The organism is Collinsella aerofaciens (genome assembly GCF_015670795.1).
GTDB classification, from domain to species: domain Bacteria; phylum Actinomycetota; class Coriobacteriia; order Coriobacteriales; family Coriobacteriaceae; genus Collinsella; species Collinsella aerofaciens_Q.
This window is the reverse complement of the sequence record NZ_JADPCJ010000032.1, coordinates 1-26,553: the sequence shown is the minus strand read 5'-3', so window position 1 is coordinate 26,553 and position 26,553 is coordinate 1. Positions and strand designations below refer to the sequence as shown.

At 58.1% G+C, this 26,553-nt stretch carries 17 protein-coding genes and 1 tRNA gene; 9 read left to right on the top strand and 9 right to left on the bottom strand.

Going from position 1 to position 26,553, the window contains the following annotated elements; translation table 11 throughout:
- Positions 1-741: 741 nt before the first annotated feature.
- Together I4W09_RS09085 and I4W09_RS09080 are read left to right on the top strand one after the other, a co-directional pair.
- Positions 742-2,631: a carbon starvation CstA family protein gene (locus tag I4W09_RS09085; protein WP_196033790.1), complete on the top strand. Its 1,890-nt coding sequence runs from the start codon at positions 742-744 to the stop codon at positions 2,629-2,631.
- Between the two features lie 193 nt (positions 2,632-2,824).
- Entirely contained in the window at positions 2,825-4,999 is a 2,175-nt protein-coding gene (locus I4W09_RS09080) for a hypothetical protein (RefSeq protein WP_196033788.1), read from the top strand.
- A 327-nt stretch (positions 5,000-5,326) separates the two neighbouring features.
- Here I4W09_RS09080 and I4W09_RS09075 read toward each other — a convergent pair.
- The 4 genes from I4W09_RS09075 to I4W09_RS09060 all read right to left on the bottom strand — a co-directional run bounded on the left by I4W09_RS09075 (position 5,327) and on the right by I4W09_RS09060 (position 10,073).
- A tRNA-Gln gene (locus I4W09_RS09075) sits at positions 5,327-5,401 on the bottom strand.
- A gap of 38 nt (positions 5,402-5,439) precedes the next feature.
- Positions 5,440-6,345 (bottom strand): peptidoglycan-binding domain-containing protein, encoded by a 906-nt coding sequence (locus I4W09_RS09070; protein ID WP_022094145.1) that lies wholly within the window; start codon positions 6,343-6,345, stop codon positions 5,440-5,442.
- Positions 6,346-6,483: 138 nt separating this feature from the next.
- Positions 6,484-7,497: a polyprenyl synthetase family protein gene (locus I4W09_RS09065; RefSeq protein ID WP_271756771.1), complete on the bottom strand. Its 1,014-nt coding sequence runs from the start codon at positions 7,495-7,497 to the stop codon at positions 6,484-6,486.
- A gap of 125 nt (positions 7,498-7,622) precedes the next feature.
- Positions 7,623-10,073 (bottom strand): PTS transporter subunit EIIC, encoded by a 2,451-nt coding sequence (locus tag I4W09_RS09060; protein ID WP_196033782.1) that lies wholly within the window; start codon positions 10,071-10,073, stop codon positions 7,623-7,625.
- Positions 10,074-10,302: 229 nt separating this feature from the next.
- Between I4W09_RS09060 and I4W09_RS09050 the strand changes: the two genes are divergently transcribed.
- The 5 genes from I4W09_RS09050 to I4W09_RS09030 all read left to right on the top strand — a co-directional run bounded on the left by I4W09_RS09050 (position 10,303) and on the right by I4W09_RS09030 (position 15,694).
- Complete coding sequence (locus I4W09_RS09050; protein ID WP_055285612.1) at positions 10,303-11,022, top strand: GntR family transcriptional regulator; 720 nt, start codon at positions 10,303-10,305, stop codon at positions 11,020-11,022.
- Positions 11,023-11,328: 306 nt separating this feature from the next.
- The gene (locus tag I4W09_RS09045) at positions 11,329-12,645 is read left to right on the top strand and encodes an ABC transporter substrate-binding protein (RefSeq protein ID WP_006235863.1); all 1,317 of its coding nucleotides are present in this window, start codon (positions 11,329-11,331) and stop codon (positions 12,643-12,645) included.
- A gap of 87 nt (positions 12,646-12,732) precedes the next feature.
- On the top strand, positions 12,733-13,587 hold the full coding sequence (locus I4W09_RS09040) for a carbohydrate ABC transporter permease (RefSeq protein ID WP_006235864.1): 855 nt from the start codon (positions 12,733-12,735) through the stop codon (positions 13,585-13,587).
- Entirely contained in the window at positions 13,587-14,426 is an 840-nt protein-coding gene (locus I4W09_RS09035; protein ID WP_022095055.1) for a carbohydrate ABC transporter permease, read from the top strand. Before I4W09_RS09040 ends, I4W09_RS09035 begins: the two co-directional genes overlap by 1 nt.
- 68 nt (positions 14,427-14,494) lie before the next feature.
- A complete protein-coding gene (locus I4W09_RS09030) occupies positions 14,495-15,694 on the top strand; it encodes an ABC transporter ATP-binding protein (RefSeq protein WP_035137764.1) in 1,200 nt (399 codons plus the stop codon).
- A 375-nt stretch (positions 15,695-16,069) separates the two neighbouring features.
- On the opposite strand, the gene I4W09_RS09025 is transcribed toward I4W09_RS09030, so the two are convergent.
- Positions 16,070-17,431, bottom strand: a complete 1,362-nt coding sequence (locus I4W09_RS09025; RefSeq protein ID WP_196033779.1) for a PTS transporter subunit EIIC — start codon at positions 17,429-17,431, stop codon at positions 16,070-16,072.
- Positions 17,432-17,712: 281 nt separating this feature from the next.
- Between I4W09_RS09025 and I4W09_RS09020 the strand changes: the two genes are divergently transcribed.
- Positions 17,713-18,912: an enolase C-terminal domain-like protein gene (locus tag I4W09_RS09020; RefSeq protein ID WP_196033776.1), complete on the top strand. Its 1,200-nt coding sequence runs from the start codon at positions 17,713-17,715 to the stop codon at positions 18,910-18,912.
- Positions 18,913-18,916: 4 nt separating this feature from the next.
- Here the strand turns inward: I4W09_RS09020 and I4W09_RS09015 are convergent, their stop codons facing one another.
- The 4 genes from I4W09_RS09015 to galE form a co-directional block, all read right to left on the bottom strand.
- A complete protein-coding gene (locus I4W09_RS09015; protein ID WP_371732511.1) occupies positions 18,917-19,399 on the bottom strand; it encodes a UTRA domain-containing protein in 483 nt (160 codons plus the stop codon).
- A gap of 382 nt (positions 19,400-19,781) precedes the next feature.
- Entirely contained in the window at positions 19,782-22,049 is a 2,268-nt protein-coding gene (glgP, locus tag I4W09_RS09010) for a glycogen/starch/alpha-glucan family phosphorylase (protein ID WP_230318753.1), read from the bottom strand.
- Positions 22,050-22,177: 128 nt separating this feature from the next.
- The gene (gene malQ / locus I4W09_RS09005) at positions 22,178-23,695 is read right to left on the bottom strand and encodes a 4-alpha-glucanotransferase (protein WP_271756770.1); all 1,518 of its coding nucleotides are present in this window, start codon (positions 23,693-23,695) and stop codon (positions 22,178-22,180) included.
- Positions 23,696-23,903: 208 nt separating this feature from the next.
- Positions 23,904-24,965 (bottom strand): UDP-glucose 4-epimerase GalE, encoded by a 1,062-nt coding sequence (gene galE, locus I4W09_RS09000; RefSeq protein ID WP_006235870.1) that lies wholly within the window; start codon positions 24,963-24,965, stop codon positions 23,904-23,906.
- A 266-nt stretch (positions 24,966-25,231) separates the two neighbouring features.
- On the opposite strand from galE, the gene I4W09_RS08995 reads away from it, so the two are divergent.
- A complete protein-coding gene (locus I4W09_RS08995) occupies positions 25,232-26,437 on the top strand; it encodes a coiled-coil domain-containing protein (protein ID WP_006235871.1) in 1,206 nt (401 codons plus the stop codon).
- Positions 26,438-26,553 lie beyond the last annotated feature (116 nt).

Here is a 26,553-nt window from a genome sequence, read left to right as displayed (position 1 = left end):
TGCTCACGACGGAGGCCACATTAAGTGGCCTCCTGTTCGTGCGGAACTCGCGATAAAGTTCATATGCGGCCGCTGGCGCCCGGGCAGCGCCGGGGACCTTTCTGTATCGATATAGCTTCTGAGCTGGTTTGGCGTCGACAACGTCCGGCAAGGTTAGCCAGCTGCGTCGAATTTTCGGCGTGCTTTAGCTGAAAGAAAAAGATGGTGTGCGGAGCTTTGCTCCGCATTTGGGATGGGAGCCCCTCGGGAGCGGGCGGGCGTATACAAGGTTTATCGCGAGTTCCGCACGAGCCGGAGAGCACTTAATGTGCTCTCCGTGCGAGCAGGACTGTAGAGCAGGAAACCTTGTATACGCCCGCCCGCTCCCGAGGGGCATCTCTCATGCAAAAACTGTCGTGGGGTAAAGTCCGAGGTCAGTGGCGTTTTATACCGAGAAATCCAAAAAAGTTGAAAATTCATTACAAATTTGCGTTGACTTTAGGCAACTAAAGTTTCATACTCCTTTTCAACCACTGGGGGATGTGAACACGCACGGATTGTTCGCATCATGATTGAAGAGGATTTCTTAGACATGTTCACGCATCAGCTAAACATTATCAGCGTAGTAATTATCTGATGCGGGTTAGCACATACAGCTAGCCCGTACGATAACGGGCGGCTGATGAAGATGAGGGCCGTCGAGCGCAACCGACGGCCCTCATTTTTTATGTCTAGGAAGTTCTTTTTAGAGGAGGAAATGTAATGAACGGAGTTTTGCTCATGGTTGTGGCCGCGGCGGTGCTCGCCTGCGGCTATCTGGGCTACGGCCGCTGGCTGGCCAACAAGTGGGGCGTTGACAAAGAGGCCCTCACGCCGGCCAAGCGCATGAAGGACGGCAACAGCTTCTCGCCCGTCTCCGCCTTCACCGCGTTCTCGCACCAGTTCAGCTCGATCTGCGGTGCTGGCCCTGTCACGGGTACGATCGTCGCCATGGCCTTTGGCTGGCTGCCCGTCGTGCTCTGGGTCCTCGTCGGCGGCATCTTCTTTGGCGCCGTCCACGACTTTGGTGCCCTGTACGCTTCGATGAAGAACAACGGCAAGTCACTCGCTCAGCTCATCGAGAAGTATATCGGCAAGACCGGCCGTCGCCTGTTCCTGCTGTTCTGCTGGCTGTTCTGCATCATCGTCATCGCCGCCTTTACCGACATGGTCTGCAAGACGTTCATGTTCACCCCGGCCGTTGACGCTTCTGGTGCTGCTACCGGTGCCATCGACTTCACCAAGTCCTATGCCGCCGGCTGCGCTGGTACCATCTCCATCCTGTTCACCTTCGTCGCTATCGCCTTTGGTTGGGCCCAGAAGAAGTTCAACCTCACCGGCGCTGCCGAGTTCGTCACCGGCGTGGTCCTCATGGTTCTCATGTTCGCCGTCGGTATGCAGTTTCCGGTCTACCTGGATAAGTTCCAGTGGTTCGCCGTCGTCATGGTCTACCTGGTCTTCGCTGGCGCTATGCCCATCCAGATGCTCAAGACCCCGCGTGACTACCTCACTTCCATCATGATGATCGTCATGATCGTCTGCGCTGTCCTCGGCATCGTCGTCCTGGGCGTCAACGGTCAGGCCACTATCACCGCTCCGGTCTTCACAGGCTTCTCCACTGCCTCCGGCATGATGTTCCCGGTCCTGTTCGTCTCCGTCGCTTGCGGTGCTCTCTCCGGTTTCCACAGCCTCGTTTCTTCCGGCACCTCTTCCAAGCAGGTCGAGAAGGAGCAGGACGCCGTCAAGGTCGGTTACGGCGCAATGATCGTCGAGTCCTTCGTCGGCATCCTTGCCATCATCGTTGCCGGCATCATGTTCTCTGATATGAACACCGCCGGTACCGGCGCCCTCAACGCCGGTGTCGCTTCCACCCCGTTCCAGATCTTCGCCGCTGGCATCTCCCGCGGTATGCAGGCCTTCGGTGTTGACGGCACGCTCGCTACCGTCTTCATGACCATGAACGTCTCCGCTCTGGCCCTGACCTCGCTCGACGCCGTCGCCCGCATCGCCCGCACCTCGTTCTCCGAGTTCTTTGCCCAGACCAACGACGCCCTGGCCATCGAGTCCAAGGCCGGCTACATGAAGGTCCTCGGCAACCCCTGGTTCGCCACGGTCGTCACCCTGCTTCCCGGTCTCGCCCTCGCTTTTGGTGGCTATGCCAACATCTGGCCGCTCTTTGGTGCTTCCAACCAGCTGCTCGGCGGCATGACCATGATCACCCTCGCCGTGTTCTGCAAGTGCACCGGCCGCAAGGGTTGGATGCTCTACGTGCCCGTCGCCTTCCTGCTCTGCTGCACCTTCACCTCGCTGGTCCAGAGCGCCATGGGCTGCATGGCCGCCGTCCAGGCTTACGGCTTCTTCGGCACCATCCCGGCTACCGCCACCACGGCCGCCGTCTCCGTCGCCGCCACCAAGGGCCTGCAGCTCGTCTTTGCCGTCCTGCTGATGGTCCTGGGCCTCATCGTCGCCGTCAACTGCCTCAAGGAGTTCTTCGGCAAGGAGGCTGGCTCCATGCCTGATGAGGAGCCCGAGTGGTCCGAGATGGGCAAGGCCGAGTACGGTCGCGCCGCTGCCGCCGAGGCTCCCGCTGACGCCGAGGCCGCCAAGGCCTAGTCGGTCGGACGGGTTGAATCTCCCATCCATTTGACTCGGAAAGACCGGGTCCGCGACTTCGCGGGCTCGGTCTTTTTTCATGCAAAAGTGGGTGACGCTCGAGTGTGCTCGAGTGTTCTCGCAGATGTTTTGCATGGATAAGGGCGCGCGTTGTACCATATAAACGTATATGTGTACATATGAAAGGGGCCCCGTGGCCAAGACGGTATATTCCGATAACCAAAATAATGTCGATGCCCTGGCTGAGCGTCTGAGCAGCCAGACATCGCTTTCTGCTGAGCGTGCCAAGCTGGTTGCCTACGACCTGCTTTGCCGCAAGGCGCTCAAGATCAAGTCGAGCGCGCTGGCGCAAATTTTCCGCTCCGTCGATAAGGAATGTGACACCAAGGCGATGCGCGATGAGCTTATCGCGGCAAATATCGTGACCAAGATCGAGGGTAGCGGCATTAACGGGCGCCCGGCGTTCTATACCATCAATGCCGAGATCCGCGATGCCCAGGAGCAGCCTGCCGAGTCCGTCGAGGATTTTGTCGTCGAGGATTCCGCTGACGTGCCTGCTGTGGAAGAAGCTGCTCCGCGTGAGCATGTCGATACCGATGAGTTGCTCGATGAGAACGTCGTGCGTGCCTTTACGGCCAAGGCAGGACGCGGCGATTTTGGCGGGGGCGGCAAGCGCGATGCACAGCGCCGCGCCCAGCAGGAGCGCTTCCGTCGCGCCGTTGCTCAAAAGGGCGAGACGGATGCCGAGGCTGTTGAGACCGAGGTTGCTGCCGAGTCGCAGAAGCCCACGAAGGAGCAAAAGCCCGCGGAGGCCCAAGAGCCCAAGCGTCGTCGCGGTGCTCACTTTAAGGCTGCAGCGCAGGATGCCGCGCGTGAGGTTGAAGAGTCTTCTGAGGTTGCAGACGATGTTGAGGAGTCTGCCAAGAAGGCTCCGGGTTCGTGTCGTCCCGGCCGCGGTTTTGCGGGACGTGCGTATCCCGTAAAGCGTCAGGAGAAGGGCGAGTCGGTTTCGACCACCCAGGACGAGAAGGCCGTTGAGCCGGTGGCTCGCGAGCAAAAGCCTGTTGAGCCGCAGCTTGAGGTTGATGCCGAGGCCAAGGGCCAGCAGCCTACTGATGAGCAGACGGAGCAGAGCGCGTCGAGCAAGCCTCGCCGCCGTCGCCATCGTGGAGGCCGCAGTTCCCATGCCGAGACTGCAACCGAGAAGACCACGCCGCAGAACGAGGATGCGAAGGCCGAGGTTTCTTCGGGGCAGCCTAAGCGCCAGTCAGCGAAGGAGAGCAAGTCCGATCGTCCGCAGAAGCAGGCGTCTATGCCGAAGCGCGAGCGCAATTCCCAAGGCGATTCTAAGCGCAAGTCTCAGAAGAAGCCGGAGTCTGCCGCAGCAGATACTGCTGCCCGGCAGCCCGAGTCGGCCGCCCACGGCGAGGTCTCGGCGTTTGCCCTTGCCCGCGTTTTAGGCAGGCAGCTGCTCAAGGTTGTCCCCACGCCTATGGCGCTCTCCAAGATCAAGGAGCAGCAGACACAGATCGTAAAGGTCGAGGGCAAGGACGGCAAAAAGGCTCCGCAGCGCACTCAGCACAACGAGATGTCCAACCGCAAGATTGCCGAGGAAATCGCAATCATCCAGGCTTGGATCGAGCAGAACCGAGGTGCCGATACGCCGGTTGCCTCGCGCCGCCAGCGTGCCTACCAGATCTTTAACGACGAGAAGGCTTTTGACGGCAAGCACGGTGAGCGCCTGATCAGGCGTATGACCGAAAAGGGCATCAGCATGCAGGCGATCAAGGTCGCCCCCAATCGCCCCGTGCACTTTACGGGCTTCTTTACGCTGGGAGCCGACAAGCCGTTCATTATGGTCGAGAACCTGGACACCTACGACGAGATCGTCAAGCTGCTGCGTGGCCGCAAGCACGCCAAGCTCTTTGGCATCAAGGTGGGCGGCGTGATTTTTGGCGGCGGCTGCAAAGCGAGCGTCTCGCACGCACTGGATGATTATCTGGCCGAGATTGGCTATCGCTTTAACTACGTCTACTACGTGGGCGATATCGATCGCGAGGGCGCGCGCATCGTCGAGCAGGCTCGAAATGCCAATGTGGTTGAGATTCGCCTGCATGCCGGCATGTACCGCGCCATGCTCGCCGAGCATAAGCGTCGCGTGAAGGCCGGCGGCGAGTGCGAGCCCGCGGCTGCCAACCAGGGCGTGCCGCAGAACCTGGCAGCGACGATCAAGGATCTGCCCATGGTTACGCGCGTGCAGTTCCGCAACGTGCTGCGCGAGGGCGGGCGCATTCCGCAGGAGATTCTGATGACCGCAGACTATCGAGATGGCGACTCGGGAAGCTTCGACCGCATGCTGAACAACTAGGGACGTGTGGCCCCGACGGGCCGGGCATTAAGTTTGCTGCTCTACAGTCCTGCGCAAGACGAAGGCCACATTAAGTGGCCTTCTTTGCGTGCGGAACTCGCGACAAACTTAATGCCCGGCCCGTCGGGGCCACACGACACGTTGTAGAAGGCGGCTCGCTTTTCGGAATTGGGCTGATATTTCAAGATGTAAGGCGCTCTTGGTCCTAATGGGCTTGGGGCGCCTTCGCGTTTCCTCAGCTCCGCACCCTTGCGGGTTCTCGAATCCCTCCGCTTGCCCACAAGAAAGCGCCCTGGGCCGTTATGGGCTCAGGGCGCTCAATTTTAATGGCTGGGACGGAGGGATTCGAACCCCCAACAGCCGGCACCAAAAACCGGAGTTCTACCGTTGAACTACGTCCCAATGTGTGGTGTTGCCCAAAAGCAACTCGTTTAGTTTACCTAATCTGCGAGGGCATCGCAAACGCCATCGAGCAGGCGTACGGCGAGTGTCTGCGCGTCGCTGGCCGTGAAGGTGCCGTTGTAGCGCGTCATGCCCGTGAGCTCAATGCGAATGCGAGCCGGCTTCTGCTGCGCGGCGACATTGGCGGTGCGGATGCGCTGGGCCAGGTTGTGGCACTCGGCGAGGGCAATCGTGGCGCGCGGTGCGGCGTCGGCGGGCAGCTCGTCGCTTGCGATTTCGAGCACCAGGTCAACGTCGGTTGGGACCTCGGAGTCACAGAGCATCATGCCGCTGTTGTCGGTCGTTGCCGTGGCGATATTCCACATGCGCGACGCAACGCTGCGTGCGATGGGGTCCTCGCCGATAACGGCAATCTGGAAGCGCTCGAGCACGTTGGCGGCGCGAGCAAAACCGATGCGGGACTCGGCTTCGGTGACCGAGGGCTTGCCCTCCCACACATGGTGCAGGCGGTTGATGTAGGCGTAGGTGTCCTGGAAGGCCATGCCGTCGGCAAACAGGCCGACATTTTCCTGGAACTGCTGCAGGGCGGCCTCGGTATGCGGACCAAAGTAGCCGTCGTCTTCGCCACAGGCAAAGCCCAAAACGTTGAGAGCGCGCTGCAGGGCCTGCACATCGGCGCCATGGAAATTGGGCATGCGCAGATAGAGGGTGCGGTCGCCCAGTTTATACGAGGCGTCGACCAGAGCGCTCCAACAGGGGATATCGACGGCATGACCGGCAGCAAGGCCGCTGTCGAGCCTGAAGGTGCTGACGGCCTGCTCAGTGGTGGCTCCAAAGTACTTGTCGGTGACTTCGGCGGCATCAATCGTGTAGCCGAGCTGCAGGAGACGAGACTGCACGTCCTCGACGGCTGCTCCTTGCATGCCCGTTGTAATAGGTTCCATGAACGAACCCCTTTCGGCGTACCATTCGTACTATTTGAGCGTCTGTCGGATAGACAACGCAAAGGGATGCATAAACATGCACTCAACAGTGTAGCAAGTTGTGCCTAAATACGCTGCTGACAGATTTTATAACCCCCGTTAGTTAAGGCGCTCCACAAAGAAATCTGCCATGGAGAGGAACAGCTCGCGTGCGTGCGGATCAAGCTCAACGTTCTCGATGGCCGCTTTGGCCTTAGCGGTCAGGTCGAGCGCGTAAGTGTGGGCGTAATCGATGGAGCCGGTCTCCTGGAAGATCTCCACGGCGCGTGCGAGCTGCGCGGGATCATCGGTGCCCGAGGAAAGAATCGCCTCGACCTCGTCGTGGTGGCGCTCATCAGAGAGGGCGTGTACGGCGACAAGCGTGCGCTTGCCCTCGGTGATGTCGGTGCGGAAGTCCTTGTTGGCGGCCTCCTTGGTACCGATCAAGTTGAGCAGATCATCTTGAATCTGGAAGGCAAGGCCCGTGTGCAGGCCAAAGGCGCGCAGCGCCTCAATTTGCTCCTCGCTGCCTCCGCCGATGATGGCTCCGGTGGCAAGCGGCGTGGCTCCGCTGTAGTACGCGGTCTTGTGCGTCGCCATGTCCAGGTAATCGTCGACCGAGATGTCGAAGCGCCCGTCGCGTACCCAACCCAGGTCGAGCGCCTGGCCCTCGATGGTACGAACGATCATCTCGGTGAGCTCGTGGAGCACGCGGAGTTTTACGTTGGGCTCCAGCGTGGGGTCGTCGAGAACCGTCTTGGTGACCATGGTAAGTGCCAGGTCGCCGCAGTTGATAGCAAGCCCCGTGCCCTCGGTGAGGTGCATGCAGGGCTTACCGCGGCGCAGCTGCCCGTTATCGGCGATGTCGTCGTGGATGAGCGCACCCGACTGGAAATGCTCGATGGCCGCCGCGGCGCTGCGGGCGCTCTCAAAGCTGCCGCCCACTGCGGTGGCGGCGAGCATGCAGATGAGCGGGCGGTGGCGCTTGCCGGCATTGGCGGTAAATGCCGAGAGCGGGGTATACAGGTAGCGCTCGATATCGGCAGAGGTCGCCTGTCCGTCAAAGAACGTGGCCAGATAGTCGTTGATCTGGTCAAAGTGCTGGGCTAAAAAGCTAGTAAACGGACTGGACACGGGTTCTCGCATTCTTTCTTAGGTTGCATCGTTGCGGTGTGCAGATACCATATTGCCACATTGGAGTTGCCGGCGCGTCTGTTTTGGCGATTTGGGGAAACGGGACGTGTGCGCGTGCCGGCTGCTTATATAAGCCTAAAGTGCTCGAGCGCCTTGACGACGCCATCTTTGTCGACCGAGTCGGTGATGTAGTCGGCGCGCTTTTTGAGATAGTCCGGCGCATTGCCCATGGCGATACCGACATCGACGGCGTTCATCAGCGAGACGTCATTGCTGGCGTCGCCGATGCCGTATACGGTTCCGTGGTGGGGATCGAGGGCGTCGAGTACAGACTGGATGCCCCCGCGCTTCGTGCATTCGCGGGGCGAGATTTCGGTTACCTCGAGTTCGAGCTCGTTAAAGCACAGCAGCGGCTCAAGTGCCTTATCTTGAGCGATGTGGTTGGCGAGCGATGTAGACATCAAGATCTTGTAGACACTGTAATGTTGCAGCTGCGTGACTGCGTCGCCCAGGGTGCGCGCGTATCCGGGGGCATCGGGGGCATCGGCACTCATGCGCACGACGCCGTTGAGGCCCTCAAAGCGGATGACCTCGCCCGATTGCTCAAGATAGGGGGCAAGATGCTGCAGCATGCTGGGCGTCATCGACAGATCGCGAATTGCGTGTCCGTTGATCTCGGCGTAACCGCCCGCAAGACAGACGATGCCGGTCCAGGGCAGCTCAAGAAGTTTGGGGTGGATGCAGCTGAGGGTGCGCCCCGTGCAGATAAAGGCCATGTTGCCGTTGGCGACAAACTCGCGGATTGCCTGCGAAACCGCCTCGTTGGGATAGGGGGAGAGGTCCCGCTCGTCTTCGGGAAGGTCTTGGGCGAGCCTGGGGTCTTGCCAGGCGAGCGTTCCGTCGATATCGAAGAAGCAGATATCGCCGCGCTTATGGGCTGCGCTGGCGGCAGGGGAGGCCGAGGTGGTGGGCACAAATTCCGGCTCGAGGCCCATGATCTGGTCAAAATGCTCTTTAACGCGGGGAACGGAGATGCCGATGACCACCTGGGCGGTCTTGCCGGTAATGATGAGGCCCTTGGCGCCCACCGCGACAAACGACGCGTTATCTGCAACGATGGAAGGGTCTGCGACCTCGACGCGCAGGCGCGTGGCGCAGTTGGTTGCGCCCACGATATTGCCAACGCCACCTAAAAGCTGAATTACCCGCTCAGCGAGGACGTGATCTTGATCGGATCGACTATCGACCTCGTCATTGGGGGATTGCTCTTTGGCAAAGTCGCTTCCCGTTAAACAATCGATTGCCGCGCGATTGGCAACATGATCCTCGCGGCCCGGTGTCTTAAGGTCATAGACCAAGATGAGTGCTCGAAAACTAACAAAAAAGATGAGGCTAAAGGCAAGGCCGATACCGAGCGCCAAAAGATAGGCACCGGCATGCGTGCGCATGAGCGGAATAAAGTTGAAGGCTGCCATCTCCATGAGGCCGCCCGAGAAGATGCCGACGATGCCAAAGAGATTCATGGTTGTGGCAAGGCAAGACGATAAGACGGCGTAGAGCAAAAAGAGCCCGGGGTGGGTGAACATAAAGAGAAACTCGAGTGGCTCGGTAACGCCGCAAACCACCGAGGCGACGATGGCGGGCAAAAGGATGACCTTAAGGCCGGCGCGGCGCTCTGGTTTTGCGGTGGAGTAGAACGCGGCTGCGATGGCGGGAAGGCCAAAGAGCTTGACCCAGCCGGTGGCGGTAAAACCGGCCCACGGCGCAAGTTCATTAAGGGGGCGCGTGCTATGGGAGAGGATGGGGAGCAAGCTGCTCCACGTGGCGTAGATGCCGTCGTTAATGACCAGGTTGTCGTAGTAGATCGGCATGTAGAGCAGGTGGTGCAGCCCCATGGGCTCGAGCGCTCGCTCCAAAAGCACAAAGATGCCCACGCCAAAGGGGCCGACGCTCGTAAGTGCATGGCGCAGCGTTTCGGTCATTGCGTATACGGAGGGCACGATGGCGGCCGAGATAGCGGCAAGGGCAAACACGGCAAAAAAGCTGATGAGGTAGACCAGCGAGGAGCCCGAGAAGGTGCCGAGCCAATCGGGAACCTTGGCATCGTAGAAGCGGTCATGGATGGCGACGACGGTTGCCGATACCGCCAGCGGGCCGATAATGCCGGTGTCGAGCGTCTTGATGCCGTCGATGATGGTGATGCCGCTAGCGGAGGTCAAAGACGACGGGTACTTAAGTCCAAGATTGTCTCCGCTCAGCTTAATGATCTCGCTCAAAAAGAAGCAGTAGGCAAAATAGGCGACGAGAGCCTCGAGGCAGCAACGAGCCGGTTGTTTTTGGGCAAGACCGATGGGCAGCGCTACGGCAAAAAGGAGCGGAAGGCGTTTAAAGACCGTCCACGAGCCGCGCTGGATGATGGTCCAAAAAGCGTACCAAGGGGTTCCGTATACGGCGAGATCGCCGACGATGTCCGCAGTCGTTGCGAGAGCGGAGACGCCGACCATGAGGCCTGATATAGAAAACAGCATGGCGGGCGCGAACATTGCCCCGCCAAAGCGTTGGATTTTTTGCAGCATGTTCTGCCTTCCGAATATCGAGGCGCGTTGCGCGTGGGGAAACGTTTAAACAATGGATTCATTGTAGAGGACCAGACGAGTGTCGTACCGGCAGTTTTGAGCGAAACCGATTTGGGCATGACAGAAACCGTCAACGGCTAAATCCTGTCGCTTCACCGATATTCGGTTTAAACAACTTTAAGAAATGCTATCGTGCCTAGCCGGAAATGAATAATGTAGAGGTGAAACAATGCCAAAAGCGATATACGAAGGAATCTACCGAGAAATACGCTCGCGCATCATTAATGGGACCTATGCGTTTCAGGAGATGCTGCCAACCGAAGCCGAGCTGACCGCGGAATTTGGCTGCACGCGCAATACCGTCCGCCGCGCTTTGAGCATGCTGGCCGACGGGATGTTTGTGCAGCCCATACACGGCAAGGGCGTGCGCGTTATTTGGCTTAAGGGCGAAACCGACATGTTGGGCGCACTCGAAGAGGTTGAGTCGTTTGGCGAGTTTGCAAAGCGCAACAATGCCGTTGCATCGACGGACGTTAAGTCTTTCGAACATCTGGTTTGCACCGAGCAACTCTCTCGTCACCTGGGCTTTAAGGTGGGCGAGGAGTTGATTCGCGTAGTGCGTGTCCGAAGCCTCAACGGCAACGCGCGCCAAGTGGACCATGGCTATTTTTTGGCGTCGATCGCCAAGGGCCTGACTCCCGAGATCGCGGCAGATTCTATTTACGGCTATCTGGAGCACAAGCGCGGTGTCAAAGTGATGGCGAGCCGTCGTACGGTGAGTGTCGAGCTCGCCAACGATGAGGACTGCAGCTATCTTGACCTCGGCAAATACAACTGCGTTGCCGTCATGGAGAGTCAGTCGTACACCTCGGATGGCATCTTGTTTGAGGTGACGCACACTCGCACACACCCCGAGATCTTCCATTACCGCGTCAATTCCAAGCGATAGCCGGCTAGCTCGCAGCCTGACGAGACTCATGGCCTCAAAGAGAAAACGCCCGGTCAAACCGACGGTACATCGGCTTGACCGGGCGTTTTCTCTGCATTAGATAACAAATAATTGTTTATACAAAACTTGTCAAGTATCAAGTTGAAATTACCGTTCACCGAAGTTTTTCTACCGCTCTAGTAATACTTGTTCAAACAACTAGCCAAATAGCGTATCGTTCAAATCAGCAAAAGGGGCAAAGTCCCCGAGCCAATCTCCGAAGGCGGCGGCAAAGGGTGCCGCCACGGTGTGAAAGGGTGGATTGTAATGAAGAACGAAATGAGCAGAAGGCAGTTCCTGGGCTTTGCTGGTTCCGCGGCTGCAGTTCTTGGTCTGGGCCTCGTGGGTTGCGGTGGTTCTGCCGGCTCCGGCTCCTCTGCTTCTGGTGACGCTGCCGAGGTCTACTTCCTCCAATTCAAGCCCGAGGTCGACAAGGAGTGGAAGGAGATCGCCAAGGCCTATAAGAAGGAGAAGGGCGTCGAGGTCAAGATCGTGACCGCCGCTTCCAACACCTACGAGGAGAAGCTTAAGTCCGAGATGTCCAAGAGCTCCGCTCCGACCCTGTTCCAGGTCAACGGCCCCACCGGTCTTAAGAACTGGAAGGATTACTGCGCCGACCTGTCCGATACCAAGCTCCGCGGTGAGCTCATTGACGACTCCCTGGCTCTGCAGTCCGACGGCAAGGATGTGTGCATCGACTGGGTCCAGGAGAGCTTCGGCATCATCTACAACAAGCAGCTGCTCGAGAAGGCTGGCTACAAGGCCGAGGACATCAACTCCTTCGACAAGCTGAAGGCTTGTGCCGATGACATCCAGGCCCGCAAGGACGAGCTTGGTGTCGAGGGTGCCTTCACTTCCGCCGGCATGGACGACTCCTCCAGCTGGCGCTACACCACCCACCTTGCCAACATGCCGCTCTACTACGAGTTTGAGAAGGAGCACAACCAGGAGGACGACGAGATCAAGGGTGAGTTCCTCGACAACTACAAGCAGATCTTCGACCTGTACATCACCGACTCCACCTGCGATCCTTCGCAGCTTGCTTCCAAGACCGGCGACGACGCCACCAACGAGTTCGCAACCGGCAAGGCCGTCTTCTACCAGAACGGCTCTTGGGCCTACTCTGACCTCGTCAAGGCCGGCATGACCGACGATCAGATTGGCATGATGCCGATCTACATCGGTGTTGACGGCGAGGAGAACCAGGGCCTGTGCTCCGGCGGCGAGAACTACTGGTGCGTCAGTTCCCAGGCTTCCGAGGATGCCCAGAAGGCCACCGAGGACTTCATGTATTGGTGCGTCACCGCTGACACCCCGACCAGCATCATCGCCGACAAGATGGGTCTGACCGCTCCGTTCAAGAGCGCCAAGGAGACCACCAACGTCTTCTCGCAGCAGGCCGTTGCCATGGCCAAGGACGGCAAGAAGACCGTCGCTTGGGACTTCGTCTACATTCCCTCCGAGGAGTGGAAGAAGAACCTCAAGCAGGCTCTGATTGCCTACGCTGCCGATAACAGCAAGTGGGACGGCGTCAAGAACGCCTTCGTCGATGGCTGGAAGACCGAGAAGGCCGCTTCCGAGTAAGCAGTTGCTGCCCAAGCTATCTGATTAGCGACAGGGGGCGGGCAGACGTTGGTTTGCCCGCCCCCTGCATATTGAAAGGACCCTTTTATGGGCAAAGCACTCAAGCGCTGGTGGCCGCTCTTTATGCTGCCCACGTGCCTGGCGTTTATGATCGGGTTCGTGATCCCTTTTATCCAGGGCTTCTATCTCTCGTTCTGCCAGTTTATTATCATTAGTAACGCGCACTTTGTCGGTATCGAGAACTACGTGCGCGCGCTGTCCGATCCGCAGTTCTCCACGTCGTTCTTCTTTACCGTGGCGTTTGCCTTCCTGTCGACGGTGCTCATCAACGTGATCGCCCTGGCCATTGCGCAGGCGCTCACCCGCAAGGCGCTCAAAGGCACCAACATCTTCCGTACGATCTTCTTTATGCCTAACCTGATCGGCGGCATCGTGCTGGGCTACATTTGGCAGATTCTGATCAACTGCCTGCTCTCCAACGTGGGCGCCCAGCTCATCGCTCTTAACTCTGCTGCTGGCTTCTGGGGCCTTATCATCCTGACCCTGTGGCAGCAGGTCGGCTACATGATGATCATCTACATCGCTGGTCTGCAGTCCATTCCGTCCGACTACATCGAGGCCGCCAAGGTCGACGGCGCTACGGCATGGCAGACGTTTTGGAAGGTTAAGATCCCTAACCTGATGCCGACCATCACCATCTGCCTGTTCCTGTCCATCACCAACGGCTTTAAGCTGTTCGACCAGAACCTCGCCCTTACCGGCGGCGCCCCCGCGCACTCCACCGAGATGCTCGCCCTGAACATCTACAACACGTTCTATTCGCGTGCCGGTATCGCATGGCAGGGCATTGGCCAGGCCAAGGCGGTTATCTTCTGCATCCTGGTCGTGGCCATCTCCATGATCCAGCTTAAGGCCACGAGGTCCAAGGAGGTGCAGCAGTAATGAAACGCGATAAGGTTATCAACCGCGCGCTCTCGATTTTCTTTACGATCCTGTCGCTCGCGTGGATCTACCCCGTGTTCATGATTGCGCTTAATTCTTTTAAGAAAGCGACCGCAATCAGCACCACCACGGCATTCGATCTGCTCACGCCCGAGACGTTCAACGGCCTCGCAAACTACATGCACGCCCTTAACGAGCAGGGCTTTGCCTCGGCATTTATGTACTCGCTCATCATCACGGTCACGTCGGTCGTGCTGATCTTGGTGTGCTGCTCCATGTGCGCTTGGTACGTGGTTCGTGTCAACAACAAGATCTCGAACTTCTTCTATTACCTGTTCGTGTTCTCGATGGTCGTGCCGTTCCAGATGCTCATGTTCACGCTGTCCAATTTGGCGGACCGCATCGGCTTTAATACGCCGTTCAACATCTGCTTTATCTATCTGGGCTTTGGCGCGGGCCTGGCGGTCTTTATGTTCGCCGGTTTTGTAAAGAACATCCCGCTCGAGATCGAGGAGGCGGCCATGATTGATGGCTGCAACCCGGTCCAGGTGTTCTTTAAGATCGTCCTTCCCATCATGAAGCCCACCTATCTTTCGGTCGGCATCCTCGAGACCATGTGGGTCTGGAACGACTATCTGCTGCCCTACCTTACGCTCGACTCCACCAAGTACAAGACCATTCCTATCTTGATCCAGTACTTCCGCGGCGGCTACGGCCACGTCGAGCTCGGCCCCATGATGGCCTGCATCATGATGGTCGTTATCCCCATCGTTATCATGTACATCCTCTGTCAGAAGTACATCATCGACGGCGTGGTGGCAGGTGCCGTCAAGGGCTAATGCCGTAACTGTTTTGCAAGTTTCTGCGGCGCTCCTCAGCGCGGCGCCGCATATCGAAAGGTAGAGACATGGCCGAGATCGTTCTCAAACATGTTCAGAAGGTGTATCCCAACAACGAGTCAAAAAAGAAAGGCTTCTTTGGCAAAAAGAAGAAGACCGAGGAGAAGAAGCACAACCTCAAGGTTACCGAGGACGGTGTGCTCGCTGTAGAGGACTTCAACCTCACCGTTCACGACCAGGAGTTCGTCGTCCTCGTTGGCCCCTCTGGCTGCGGTAAGTCCACGACGATGCGCATGGTCGCCGGCCTGGAGGACATTACCTCGGGCGATGTGCTCATCGACGGCAAGCGTGTCAACGACGTGGCGCCCAAGGACCGCGACATCGCCATGGTGTTCCAGAGCTACGCTCTGTACCCCAATATGACGGTGTACGAGAACATGGCATTTACGCTCGAGCTCAAGAAGGTCCCCAAGGACGAGATCGACCGCAAGGTTCGCTCTGCTGCCGAGATTCTGGGCATTACCGAGTACCTCGACCGTAAGCCCAAGGCGCTCTCCGGCGGTCAGCGCCAGCGTGTCGCTATCGGCCGCGCCATCGTGCGTGACCCCAAGGTCTTCCTGATGGACGAGCCGCTGTCCAACCTGGACGCCAAGCTTCGTAACCAGATGCGTGCCGAGCTCATTAAGCTGCGCCACGAGATCAAGGGCACGTTCATTTATGTTACTCACGACCAGACCGAGGCTATGACCCTCGGTGACCGTATCGTGGTCATGAAGGACGGCGTTGTCCAGCAGATCGCCACGCCGCAGGAGGTCTTCAACCATCCCGCGAACATCTTCGTCGCCGGCTTCATCGGCGTGCCGCAGATGAACTTCTTCGATGCCCAGCTGGTGCGCTCGGGCAACGGCTTTACCGTCAAGACCGAGGATATGAACGTGGCACTCGCCCCCGAGACTTGCGCTCAACTTGCCCTCAACTGGGACGGCGGCGACGTGAAGGAGATTACGGCCGGCGTGCGTCCCGAGCAGATCCTGCTTGCTGACAAGGGCGAGGAGGGCGCGCTCCAGGGTACCGTCGAGGTGACCGAGCTCATGGGCTCGACCGAGCATGTCCACGTGACCGCTCCCGACGGCCAGTTTGTTCTGATTATCCCCGTCGTCGACCTCGAGGCCAAGGGCGCGCTCAAGGCTGGCGACACCATCTGGTTCAAGTTCGAGAAGAACGCGACCCACCTCTTCGATAAGGTCTCTGGCAAGAACCTTATCTAGGCCCGGTGCATCCAGGCCCTCCCTTTGGGCGACTGCGGTATTGCCATCCTTTTGCCGCGGTCACATATAAGGCTCCCCTCCCGTCCACTGGGCGAGAGGGGAGCCTTTCTTTGTGTTGGGGCTGTCTACCTGTCAGTTTGTCTTGATCTGTAACAGGAAGAGGACCAAATTGGGTCTAGATGTTACAGAACGAGACGGCGTCGAGCTGCCTGTCCTTTCATCTCGATCTGTAACACGAAGGACTGATTTCGGCGGTTACCTGTTACAGATCGAGATGATTCGGTCGTGGTGCATCGCAGACCAGCGCAGACACAAAAAAGAACGGCCCAGCAAGCGCGTCCAGACCGTTCTAAAGCGATGAATATGCTTTAAATCTTATTTGTCGCGAGCCATCAATAGCGAGGCGATGGCAAAAGCAGACACGACTGCAACCACTACACCGAGAATCGCAAAGGGGAAATACGGTCCGACATAAGCAACGAGGCTAAAGATGCTCGAGAGTATATAGCCGTAGATCCTTACTCCGAAGGCGCAGATAACCGCACTTGCGATTCCGGCGCCAAGGCAGGCGGCAACAAATGCCTTGCGATATTTGGAGAGTACGCCAAAAAGTGCGGGCTCTGTGATGCCCAGGAAAGCGGAGACAACAGCACCGGTGATGATGCTCCGCTCACGATCGTCCTTGGCCTTAAAATAGACTGCTGCCGTAGCGCCCGCCATAGCAAGATTGGCCATGAACATGGTGGGCATGAGCATGTCCCATCCCTGCTCGGCAAAATTCTGGAGCGCGACGGGAGTCATGGCATGGTGAAGTCCGCAGAAGACGAGCAACGGACGAGTGGCACCCATGACAAAACCGGCAAAAATGGGAGAGAAGTCGAATAGTGCGGAAACGCCTGCCGCGAGCGCTCGACCCACATAGATGCCGACCGGTCCAATAACCGAAAATGCAATGATGCCAGTAACGAACAGCGAGATCAGCGGCGTGAACACCGTGCGCGTAACCTTGGGGAGATGGCTATCTACAAAGCGCCATACGTAGCTCAGAACGAAGACGCTGCAGATGATGGGGATAACATTGCCGGCGTAGCTGAACACGGGGACCGGAATAAAGCCAAACAACATGAACTGCGAAACATCGCCAGCTGCGGCTGCCGCCGTCATTGTGGGGTATTGCATGGCTGCGGCAAGTGCCAAGGCGACGTATTGGTTCGTCTTGAAAATCTTTGCCACGCTCACGGCGACAAAGAAAGGCAAGAAGGTGAACACACCGCTTGCCAGCATGTCGATCACCATATACGTGTCCGTAGTATTGGAGATGACCCCGACCGCGGCAAGGCCAGAGAGAAGACCCTTGATCATGCCGGCGCCCGCGATAGCAGGAACAATGGGACCAAATGTGCCAGAAACGACATCCATAAAACGCGTTACGAGATTCTTCTTCGCCTCACTGTCGGCGTCGAGGCTCTCATCGATGGTTTCGTTTTGCGTCAAGCCAAGTTGATCCATAAGAGGGCCGTAGTAATTCTCGACATCGGTACCGATGATGACTTGGAGCTGTCCGTTGGCGAATGACGTGCCGACAACGGGATCGATGGCGTTGAGAGCGTCGAGGTCAACCGCCTCCTCGTCCTTGAGGGCAAAACGCAGGCGTGTCATGCAGTGCCATGCATTCGTGATGTTCTGCTTGCCTCCTGCCGCAACGATAATCTGGCCCACTGCCTCTGAGTGCGTCATGTAATCCTCCTTGAGTATGTGTGCGGTAAAATGCCGAGATTCCGCGGTCTATCCCGGCCGTTGATTTGCATATTAGCAATCCAATCGAGGGTCTTTTTCCTCAAGAAAAGTCGTATCGACATTGTCTTCGCAGGTAACGGAATCAATTAAGCCATCTCTTAAAATAATTGGACTGGTAAATAGATGGTTTTAGCATCTTCTTCCAATCCATATTGACCGGTGCGGCGGCACCCTGTTTCAATGCTCATGGCAGCGCAAGCAAATAGACAGAGGATCAAACGATGACACCCACCATAATCACCGACGTAACTAGTTTTGTCCTTAAGCCAGATAAGCATAATCTCGTAGTTGTTAAGGTTCAAACTGACCAAGGGATCTATGGCCTAGGTTGCGCGACGTTTCAATTTAGGCCGACGCTTGTTCAGGCGGCGGTAGACGATTATCTAAAGCCGTTTCTCGTCGGACGTGATGCCAACCAAATCGAAGATCTTTGGAATGGCATGTTTTACAACTCCTATTGGCGCAATGGCCCCGTGCTTAACAATGCCATAGCAGGCGTTGATATGGCATTGTGGGACATAAAGGGAAAGCTCGCCCACATGCCGCTCTATCAGCTCTGGGGCGGTGCAGCCAGGGCTGCAATCCCTGCGTATACCCATGCCGTCGCGAATGACTTTGATGAATTGTGCCGACAAATTGACGGCTATTTGGATGCGGGCTATCGCCATATTCGAGTCCAGCTTGGATTCTACGGAGGCAAAGCCCAAAGCTTGGCGACCCCTGCAAATGCGCCTGAAGGATCATATTTTGATCCAGAGCAGTATGCGTCCACACACATCAAACTGTTCCATGATGTTTATGAGCGCTATGGGGACCGTTTTCAAATGCTACATGATGTTCATGAGCGGCTGCAGCCCGCTCAGGCCATTCGATTTGCAAAGGCTGCGGAGCCCTACAACCTTTATTTCCTCGAGGACGTTATGCCTCTCGAGAATAATGATTGGCTGGGCCGCCTAAAAACGCAGACATCGACACCCATCGCAACCGGCGAGCTCTTCAACAACAAGGCCGAGTGGACCAATCTTTTGCGAAATCGAGAGATTGACTATCTCCGTATTCACGTCTCGCAAATCGGAGGTATTACTCCCGCCCTTAAGGTTGCGCACTTTGCCGACGCCATGGGTGTTCGAATTGCATGGCACACGCCCTCCGATATCTCTCCCATCGGACTTGCGGTGAATACGCATTTGAACATCCATCTACGAAATGCTGCGATTCAGGAAAACATTGAGTTGCCGTCAAACACTCGCTCAGTGTTTAGAAATGCTCCTCAGGTTGTGGGAGGCTTTTTCTACCCCATCGAGGAGGAAGGCATCGGCGTTTCGTTTGACGAGGAAGCTGCTGCTCGCTTCCCGGGCCAATTCAAAGAGCACCCTTGGACCCAAAGCAGGACCCCCGAAGGCACCGTAGTCGCGCCCTAGACAGCTACTCTCGTCCATTTGCACCTAATCCATGCGGCGATTTCAGTCTCGCCGCATGGATCTCGCGGTCGTAGGGGCGGATGTACGACACCACATAATCGATGGCAGTCACTTCGCTATATTCAAATACTCGTCCCATAGACGAAACAGCCCTATTGCAGATTCGCATGGCGGGCGTGTTGCGCTTTACGCATAACAGTCGAGCGTCTTCCTTGGAGAGGGCAGTCGGGCTATAGGTGGTCATATAGTGCGAGATGCGGCAACCCCGCGCTTCTACGTACGCTTGGACCGAATGCTCTGCCACTGTTCTTGAAAAATCGGGGAAAACCTCAACAGGAAGGCACGAGCGCTCGATCTGTTCGCCTCTTCCGTCCACAATGCGCAGTCGGACAAACCGCCAAAGAAGGGACTCCTTGCCAAGCTGAAACATCTGTGCCTCGCTCGGCGTGGCCTGGTCGCGCTCCAACTCCAAGCACTTCGAAACGATTTTTGCATAAGGTGCGCGAGTCAGCGAATTGAATACCAGCGGATTGCAAGTTCACGCTGGGTGGGAAGTTTGCCGTCCGGAAACTGACGCTGATATATTTTGCTCAATAGATCCTGAACGATAAAGTCCGTTTTCTTCATTGCAATCGAGCCCATCTGTCTGCAAACGCCCCAGCGCCTGCTGTCTCTTTTAGCATGTGGACCACCGCTGGATGGTCTTGCACATTGAGATAGATTTTACGTGCAAGCGGGCTCTTTTCGATCCGTCATATTACAGGCCGAGATTATTTGGTCGAGACAAATCACGGGCCGGCGTATCGGCACAAAAAGCGGAGCCGCGTTGCCGCGACTCCGCTTCCAAGAGGATGGGTAAGGGGAATGGGTTAGTCTAGGTGCCAGATCTCGTCGTTGTACTGGGAGATCGTGCGGTCAGACGAGAAGGTGCCGGCGTTGGCAATATTGATGAGCGTCTTGCGCATCCAGGTGTCCTGGTCCTCATAGTCGGCCAGCACGCGCTCCTTGGTCTGGATGTACTCCTCGATGTCGAGCAGGGCCATAAACCAGTCCTTGCCCTTAATGTCGTCGTGCAGGCGCTGCAGGCGCTCGGCATTGCCGGTCGCCATAAAGGCCGGGTTGGTGATGAAGTCCACCAGCAGTTTAATGCCGGGCTTGCGGTAGAGCACACCGGCGTCATAGGTGCCGTTGGCATAGAGCTGCTCGACCTGTTTGGACGAGGCACCAAAGGTATAGATGTTCTCGTCGCCCACGAGCTCGGCAATCTCCACGTTGGCACCGTCGAGCGTGCACAGGGTTAGGGCGCCGTTGAGCATGAACTTCATGTTGGAGGTGCCGCTCGCTTCCTTGGAGGCCAAGCTGATCTGCTCGGAGATATCAGCGGCGGGGATCACGCGCTCGGCGGCGGTGACGTTGTAGTTCTCGATCATGACAACCTGCAGGTAGGGAGCCACGTCGGGGTCGTTTGCAATCCACTGCGACAGCGTCAAGATCAGATGGATGATGTCCTGCGCGATAGTGTAGGCAGGCGCCGCCTTGCCGCCAAAGATGATGGTGACGGGGTGCTTAGGTCTGTTGCCGTTCTTGATATCGAGGTACTTCCAGATGATGTAGAGCGCGAGCATCTGCTGGCGCTTGTACTCGTGGATGCGCTTGACCTGGACGTCGATGATGGCGTTGGAGGGAATGGTCACGCCCTGCTCGAGCGCCATGAACTGGCGCATGATGGCCTTGGCCTCGACCTTGGTGGCGGCCAGGCGCTCAAGAACGTCCTTGTCGTCGGCGAACTTGGCGAGTTTGCTCAGATCGCCGGTGCTGCGCCAGTCGGTGCCGATCACATCGTCGAGCAGGCTGGCGAGCGCGGGGTTGGCCCCATGGATCCAGCGGCGGAAGGTGATGCCGTTGGTCTTGTTGGAGAACTTCTTGGGATAGATCTCGTAGAACGGATGAAGCTCGGTGTCCTCCAGGATCTTGGTGTGGAGGGCGGCTACGCCGTTGATGGAGAAGCCAAAGTGGATGTCCATGTGGGCCATGTGGACGGTATCGTGTTCGTCGATGATGGCGACGCGCGGGTCATCGTGCTCGGCCTTCGCGATCTCATCGAGCTTGACGATAATGTCGGCGATGGCAGGGGAGACCTTCTGCAGGCTGGCGAGTGGCCACTTCTCGAGCGCCTCGGCAAGAATCGTGTGGTTAGTGTAGGCGACCATGGAGCGTACGATGGTCACGGCCTCGTCAAACTCGATGTCGTGCTCGGTGGTGAGCAAGCGAATGAGCTCGGGGATGACCATGGTGGGGTGCGTGTCGTTAATTTGGACCACGGCGTAGTCGGCCAGATCGTGCAGGTTGCTGCCGCGCTCGATGGCCTCGTCGATCAGGAGCTGGGCGGCGTTGCTCACCATGAAGTATTCCTGGTAGATGCGAAGCAGGCGGCCCTGCTCGTCGGAATCGTCGGGGTAGAGGAACAAGGTGAGGTTCTTGGCGATCTCGGTCTTGTCGAAGTCGATGGAACTGCCGGGGACCAGGCCGTCGTCTACGCTCGCCAGGTCGAACAGGCGCAGGCGGTTCTTGGTGGGCCGGCCGTAACCGGGCACATCGATGTTGACGAGCTTGGAGGTAACGGCAAAATCGCCGAACTCGACGGTGTAGGAGCGGTCATCGTCGACTAGGATGTCCTGTTCACCGAGCCACTCGTCGGGGACGGCCTTCTGCTGGTTGTTGACAAAGCGCTGACGGAACAGACCGTAGTGATAGTTGAGGCCCACGCCATCGCCGGTCAAGCCCAGCGTGGCGATGGAATCCAGGAAGCATGCGGCCAAGCGGCCCAGGCCGCCGTTGCCGAGTGACGGCTCGACCTCGAATTCCTCGATCTTGTTGAGGTCGTGGCCTGCGGCGGTGAGCTGGTCCTTAACCTCGTCGTAGATGCCGAGGTCGATCATGTTGTTGATGAGCAGCTTACCGATCAAAAATTCGGCGGAAATGTAATAGAGCTTTTTCTTGCCGTTGTTGAGCGGGCGGGCGGCGGAGCGCTCCTGCACGAGTTTGACCAGCAGCTTGTAAATGCGACGGTCGTCGAGCTGCTCGAGCGAGGTGCCAAAAGACTGCTCGGCGAGTTCCATGAGGTTAATTTGGGGCATGTTTTCTCCTGTGATGGGTTGTTTCATGTCTGCAATTCATAAGAAGCCCGCGCGAGGGGATTGGGGTGGCCTCGCGCGGGAAAAGCAAGCGCGTCCGCACGGTGGGGAGGGGTCGGGCGCGGTAGCTCCTATTGAGGAAGCTCGATTTCGGCTTCCGACGGGATGCGGAAGTAGGTCTCGGTCCAGTCGGTGAGTTTGTGCTCGAGCTCGCGGGTGATGGCGCCGTCGAGCATGCGCCAGGTCCAGTTGCCGCCCAGCGTGGCAGGGGTGTTGATGCGCGCCTCGTTGCCCAAGTTGAGCAGGTCCTGCATGGTGTAGATGCACGTGTCGCTCACGCTGGCTGCGATGGTTCGGTTGAGTGCGTCGGTGATAGGCTCGCCGGCCTGCTGATGGGTGTACAGGGCTGCCTGCTCGCGCTGACGCGGGGTGGCCGTTCCCTCAAACCAGCCGCGCGCCGTCTCGTTGTCGTGGGTGCCCACGTAGGCGACGGTGTTGGCGATGTAGTTATGCGGCAGGTAGTACGAGTTGGTGCCCTCAAAGGCAAACTGCAGGATCTTCATGCCGGGGAAGCCCGAGTTGTCGCGCATGTCGATGACGCCGGGGGTGAGGAAGCCCAGGTCCTCGGCGATGATGGGCAGCGTGCCGAGCTTTTCCTCGAGTGTCTTGAAGAACTTGAGGCCGGGCCCCTGCGTCCACGAACCGTAGGACGAATCGGGTGAGGAGAACGGCACCTCCCAATAGGCCTCGAAGCCGCGGAAGTGATCCAGGCGGATGACATCGTACATGTCGAGGGCGGCGCGAATGCGGCCCTCCCACCAGGAGAAGCCGTCGGACTCCATGGCGTCCCAGTCGTAGATGGGGTTGCCCCAGTACTGGCCGGTGGCCGAGAACTGGTCGGGCGGCGTGCCGGCGACGCTCACGGGATTGCCGGCGGCGTCGATCTTAAAGAGCTCAGGTGTCGCCCACATCTCGACGGAGTCACGCGAGACATAGATGGGCAGGTCGCCGATGATGAGAATGTCGCGCTCGTTGGCATAGGCCTTGAGGCGGCTCCACTGGCGATCGAAGAAGTACTGCGTCATCTGGTGGTAGAGCATACGCGCCGGATGGTCGGCGCAGACCTTGGCGGAAGCCTCGCCGCGGGTGCGGAGCTCCGCGGGCCACTCCCAAAACGCCTTGAGACCGCACTCCTCTTTGACGGTCATGAACTCACAGTAGGGGATGAGCCAGTCCTCGTTGGCCCGGATAAAGTCATCGAAATCGGCTGGCTTGTCGGCGGCAAAGCGCTCAGCGGCGCGGTCGAGAATCTGACGGCGGCCGCCAAAGATAGCACCGTAGTCGACATTGCTGGGGTCGGATCCCAGATACACGCCATCGATATCGTGCTGCTCCAGATACCCTGCCTCGATAAGCTCGGCAAAGTCGATAAAGTTGGGGTTGCCAGCGCGGGCCGAGAACGACTGATAGGGCGAATCGCCATAGCTGGTCGTCGTAAGGGGCAGAATCTGCCAGTAATGTTGTTTGCACGAGGCGAGAAAATCGACGAAGTCGTAGGCATTCCAGCCAAAGCCGCCGATTCCGTATGGTCCGGGCAGAGATGAGACGGGCATGAGGACGCCGCTTGCACGCTCCATGAATGCGCTCACCAACCTTCTTGTTGTGGGGTCGGCCTGCCGATGGATGTGCAGTCCGCCTCCGATGTTCTGATCTGATACGCCTATTGTAAAACATGTTGTTTAAACATGTACAGGCAAGATAAAAAAGTTGGTCGATTTTCGGCGAATGGTTACATGCCATGAAAAAGCCCCGACCTCACAACGTGAGATCGGGGCAAGAGCGGTATGTAGGTTTTTGCTACTCGGCGTCGGCGAAGCCGTTGGGGTTGTGGCTCTGCCAGTTCCAGCTATCTCGGCACATGTCCGCGATGTCGTACTGGGCCTTCCAGCCCATCATGCGCTCGGCCTTGGAGGCATCGCACCAGTTGGCAGCGATGTCGCCGGCGCGGCGCTCGCGGATTACGTAGGGCAGCTCCTTGCCACAAGCCTTGGAGAAGGCGGCGACGACCTCGAGTACCGAGGTGCCGGTGCCGGTGCCCAAGTTAAAGATCTCGACGCCGGTCTTGCCGTTCATCCAATTAAGGGCAGCAACGTGACCAGAGGCCAGATCGCACACGTGGATGTAGTCGCGCACGCCGGTGCCGTCGGGGGTGGGGTAGTCGTTGCCAAAGACCTGAACGGCCTCGAGCTTGCCCACGGCGACCTGGGCGACATAGGGCACCAGGTTGTTGGGGATGCCCTTGGGGTCCTCGCCGATCAGGCCCGACGGATGAGCGCCGATGGGGTTGAAGTAACGGAGCAGCACGACGTCCCACTCGGGGTCGGCGGTGTGGACGTCCATAAGGATCTGCTCGATCATCCACTTGGTCCAACCATAGGGGTTGGTCGCGGGCTTCTTAGGATCCTCCTCGGTGACGGGCGGGTTGTCCGGGTCGCCGTAGACGGTCGAGGAGCTCGAGAAGATGATGGACTTGCAGCCATGGTTGCGCATGACGTCGATGAGCACCAGGGTGTTCTCGATGTTGTTGTGATAGTACTCGACGGGCTTGCTCACCGACTCGCCGACGGCCTTAAAGCCGGCAAAGTGGATGACGCGGTCGATCTGATGGGTATCGAAGATCTTGTTCATCGCATCGCGGTCGAGCACGTTGGCCTCGTAGAAGGTGAGGTTCTTGGCGGCCTCGTCGCCCACGATGGTCTTGACGCGGTCGACGGCGACGGCGCTGGAGTTGGAGAGATCATCGACGATGACGACCTGGTAACCACCCTCGAGCAGCTGAACGACGGTGTGCGAGCCGATAAAGCCGGCGCCACCGGTAACGAGGACGCAGGTGTCTTTGGGGTCGAGTGCTTTGGACATGTAGTCTCCTATCGAATCAGGAACACTTCTTCAGGGGAGTATAGCGCAGGCAGGGACGCCCAAATCGTGCGCTGTAGGAAAAGCAGAGGATTGTGCTAACGTACTCATAGAAGAGCTTGCGTACGCATAACCTGATCTTTGGCATTTGCTTACGAGCCGCTGACCTTGCAGTTTCCTGCCGTTCGTGGAAATCGTTGGGACGCGCCATATGTACGCTAATATGTATGAGTTGAGCGACATATAAATAAGCATGTAACGGAGTACATATGTCACCAAACAGCGATTCCATCCTTTCCCAGGAGCTCTCGCGCCGCACTGCCCTCAAGGCCCTGTTCGGCGCCGCTTCTGCGGCAGTTCTTTTTGGCCTGCCTGCTCGCGCCCATGCGGCGGAGGCTTCCAAAGAAACCACCGATAAACTGAATGCCGCCCAGGCCCAGCTCGACGAGGTTCAGGCCCAGCTCGACAGCATCGCAAATGAGTATGCGGCGCTGGCCAACAAGAATGCCCAGACCCTCAACGACATCGAGAATGTCCAGGGCAAGATTGACGACACGCAGGCCCAGATCGATGAAAAGAAGGCCGAGCTCAAGAAGAAGCGCAACGACCTTTCCGATCGCGTGGCCGCCAGCTACAAGTCCGGCGGCACGAACATCCTGTCGCTGCTGCTGGCCTCTGGCTCGTTTGAGGAACTCGTCGCCAACGCGCATTACGTTGAGAAGATCAACAAGAGCGACCGCGACGCCATCGAGGACATTCAGACCATCCAGGAAGAGCTCGATGCGCAAAAGACCGAGCTCGAGTCGCAGAAGGCCGACTTAGAGAAGCTCAAGGACCAGCAGACTGCCCAGATGCAGGACATGCAGGCCAAGCAGCAAGAAGTCCAGACCGTGCTGAACGGTCTTTCCGACGACGTCAAGGAGCTCATGGCTCAGCGCGATTCCGAGATCCTCGCTGCCGCCCAGGCCGAGGAGGCCGCTAGGAAGGCTGCCGCTGCCGCGGCTGCCGCGAACAAGAACAATTCCTACTCGGGTGGTTCAAGCTCGGGTGGCGGATCGTATGCGCCCGGAACCCCGCAACAGAATGCCGGCTCGGGCAAACAGCAGGCCGTCGTCAACGCGTGCTACTCCACGCCTTCGCCGGGTCAGAACTGGTGCGCGGCGTGGGTTACCAATGTCTTCCGTAACGCCGGCGTTGGCTACTTTGGCGGTAACGCGTGCGATATGTTTAACGCATGGTGCTATAGCTCCGACCGCTCGGCGCTGCAGGTGGGCATGATCGTGGCCGATTCCTCGCACAGCGGCACGGGTGCTCCGGGCCTTATCTACGGTCATGTGGGTATCTACGTTGGCGGCGGCATCGTTATGAGCAACGAGGGCGCCATTACGTCTAAGTCGCTTGATTCGTTTATTAGCTTCTATGGCACTGGCTCTGGCGTGCGTTGGGGCTGGCTCGGCGGTATTGCGCTGTCGTAGCTGCGGCTTGGTCCGGGACAGTCCGAGAGGCATAAGGTTGCCTGCTCGGGCAGTCCTGCTCGCACGGAGAGCACATTAAGTGCTCTCCGGCTCGTGCGGAACTCGCGATCAACCTT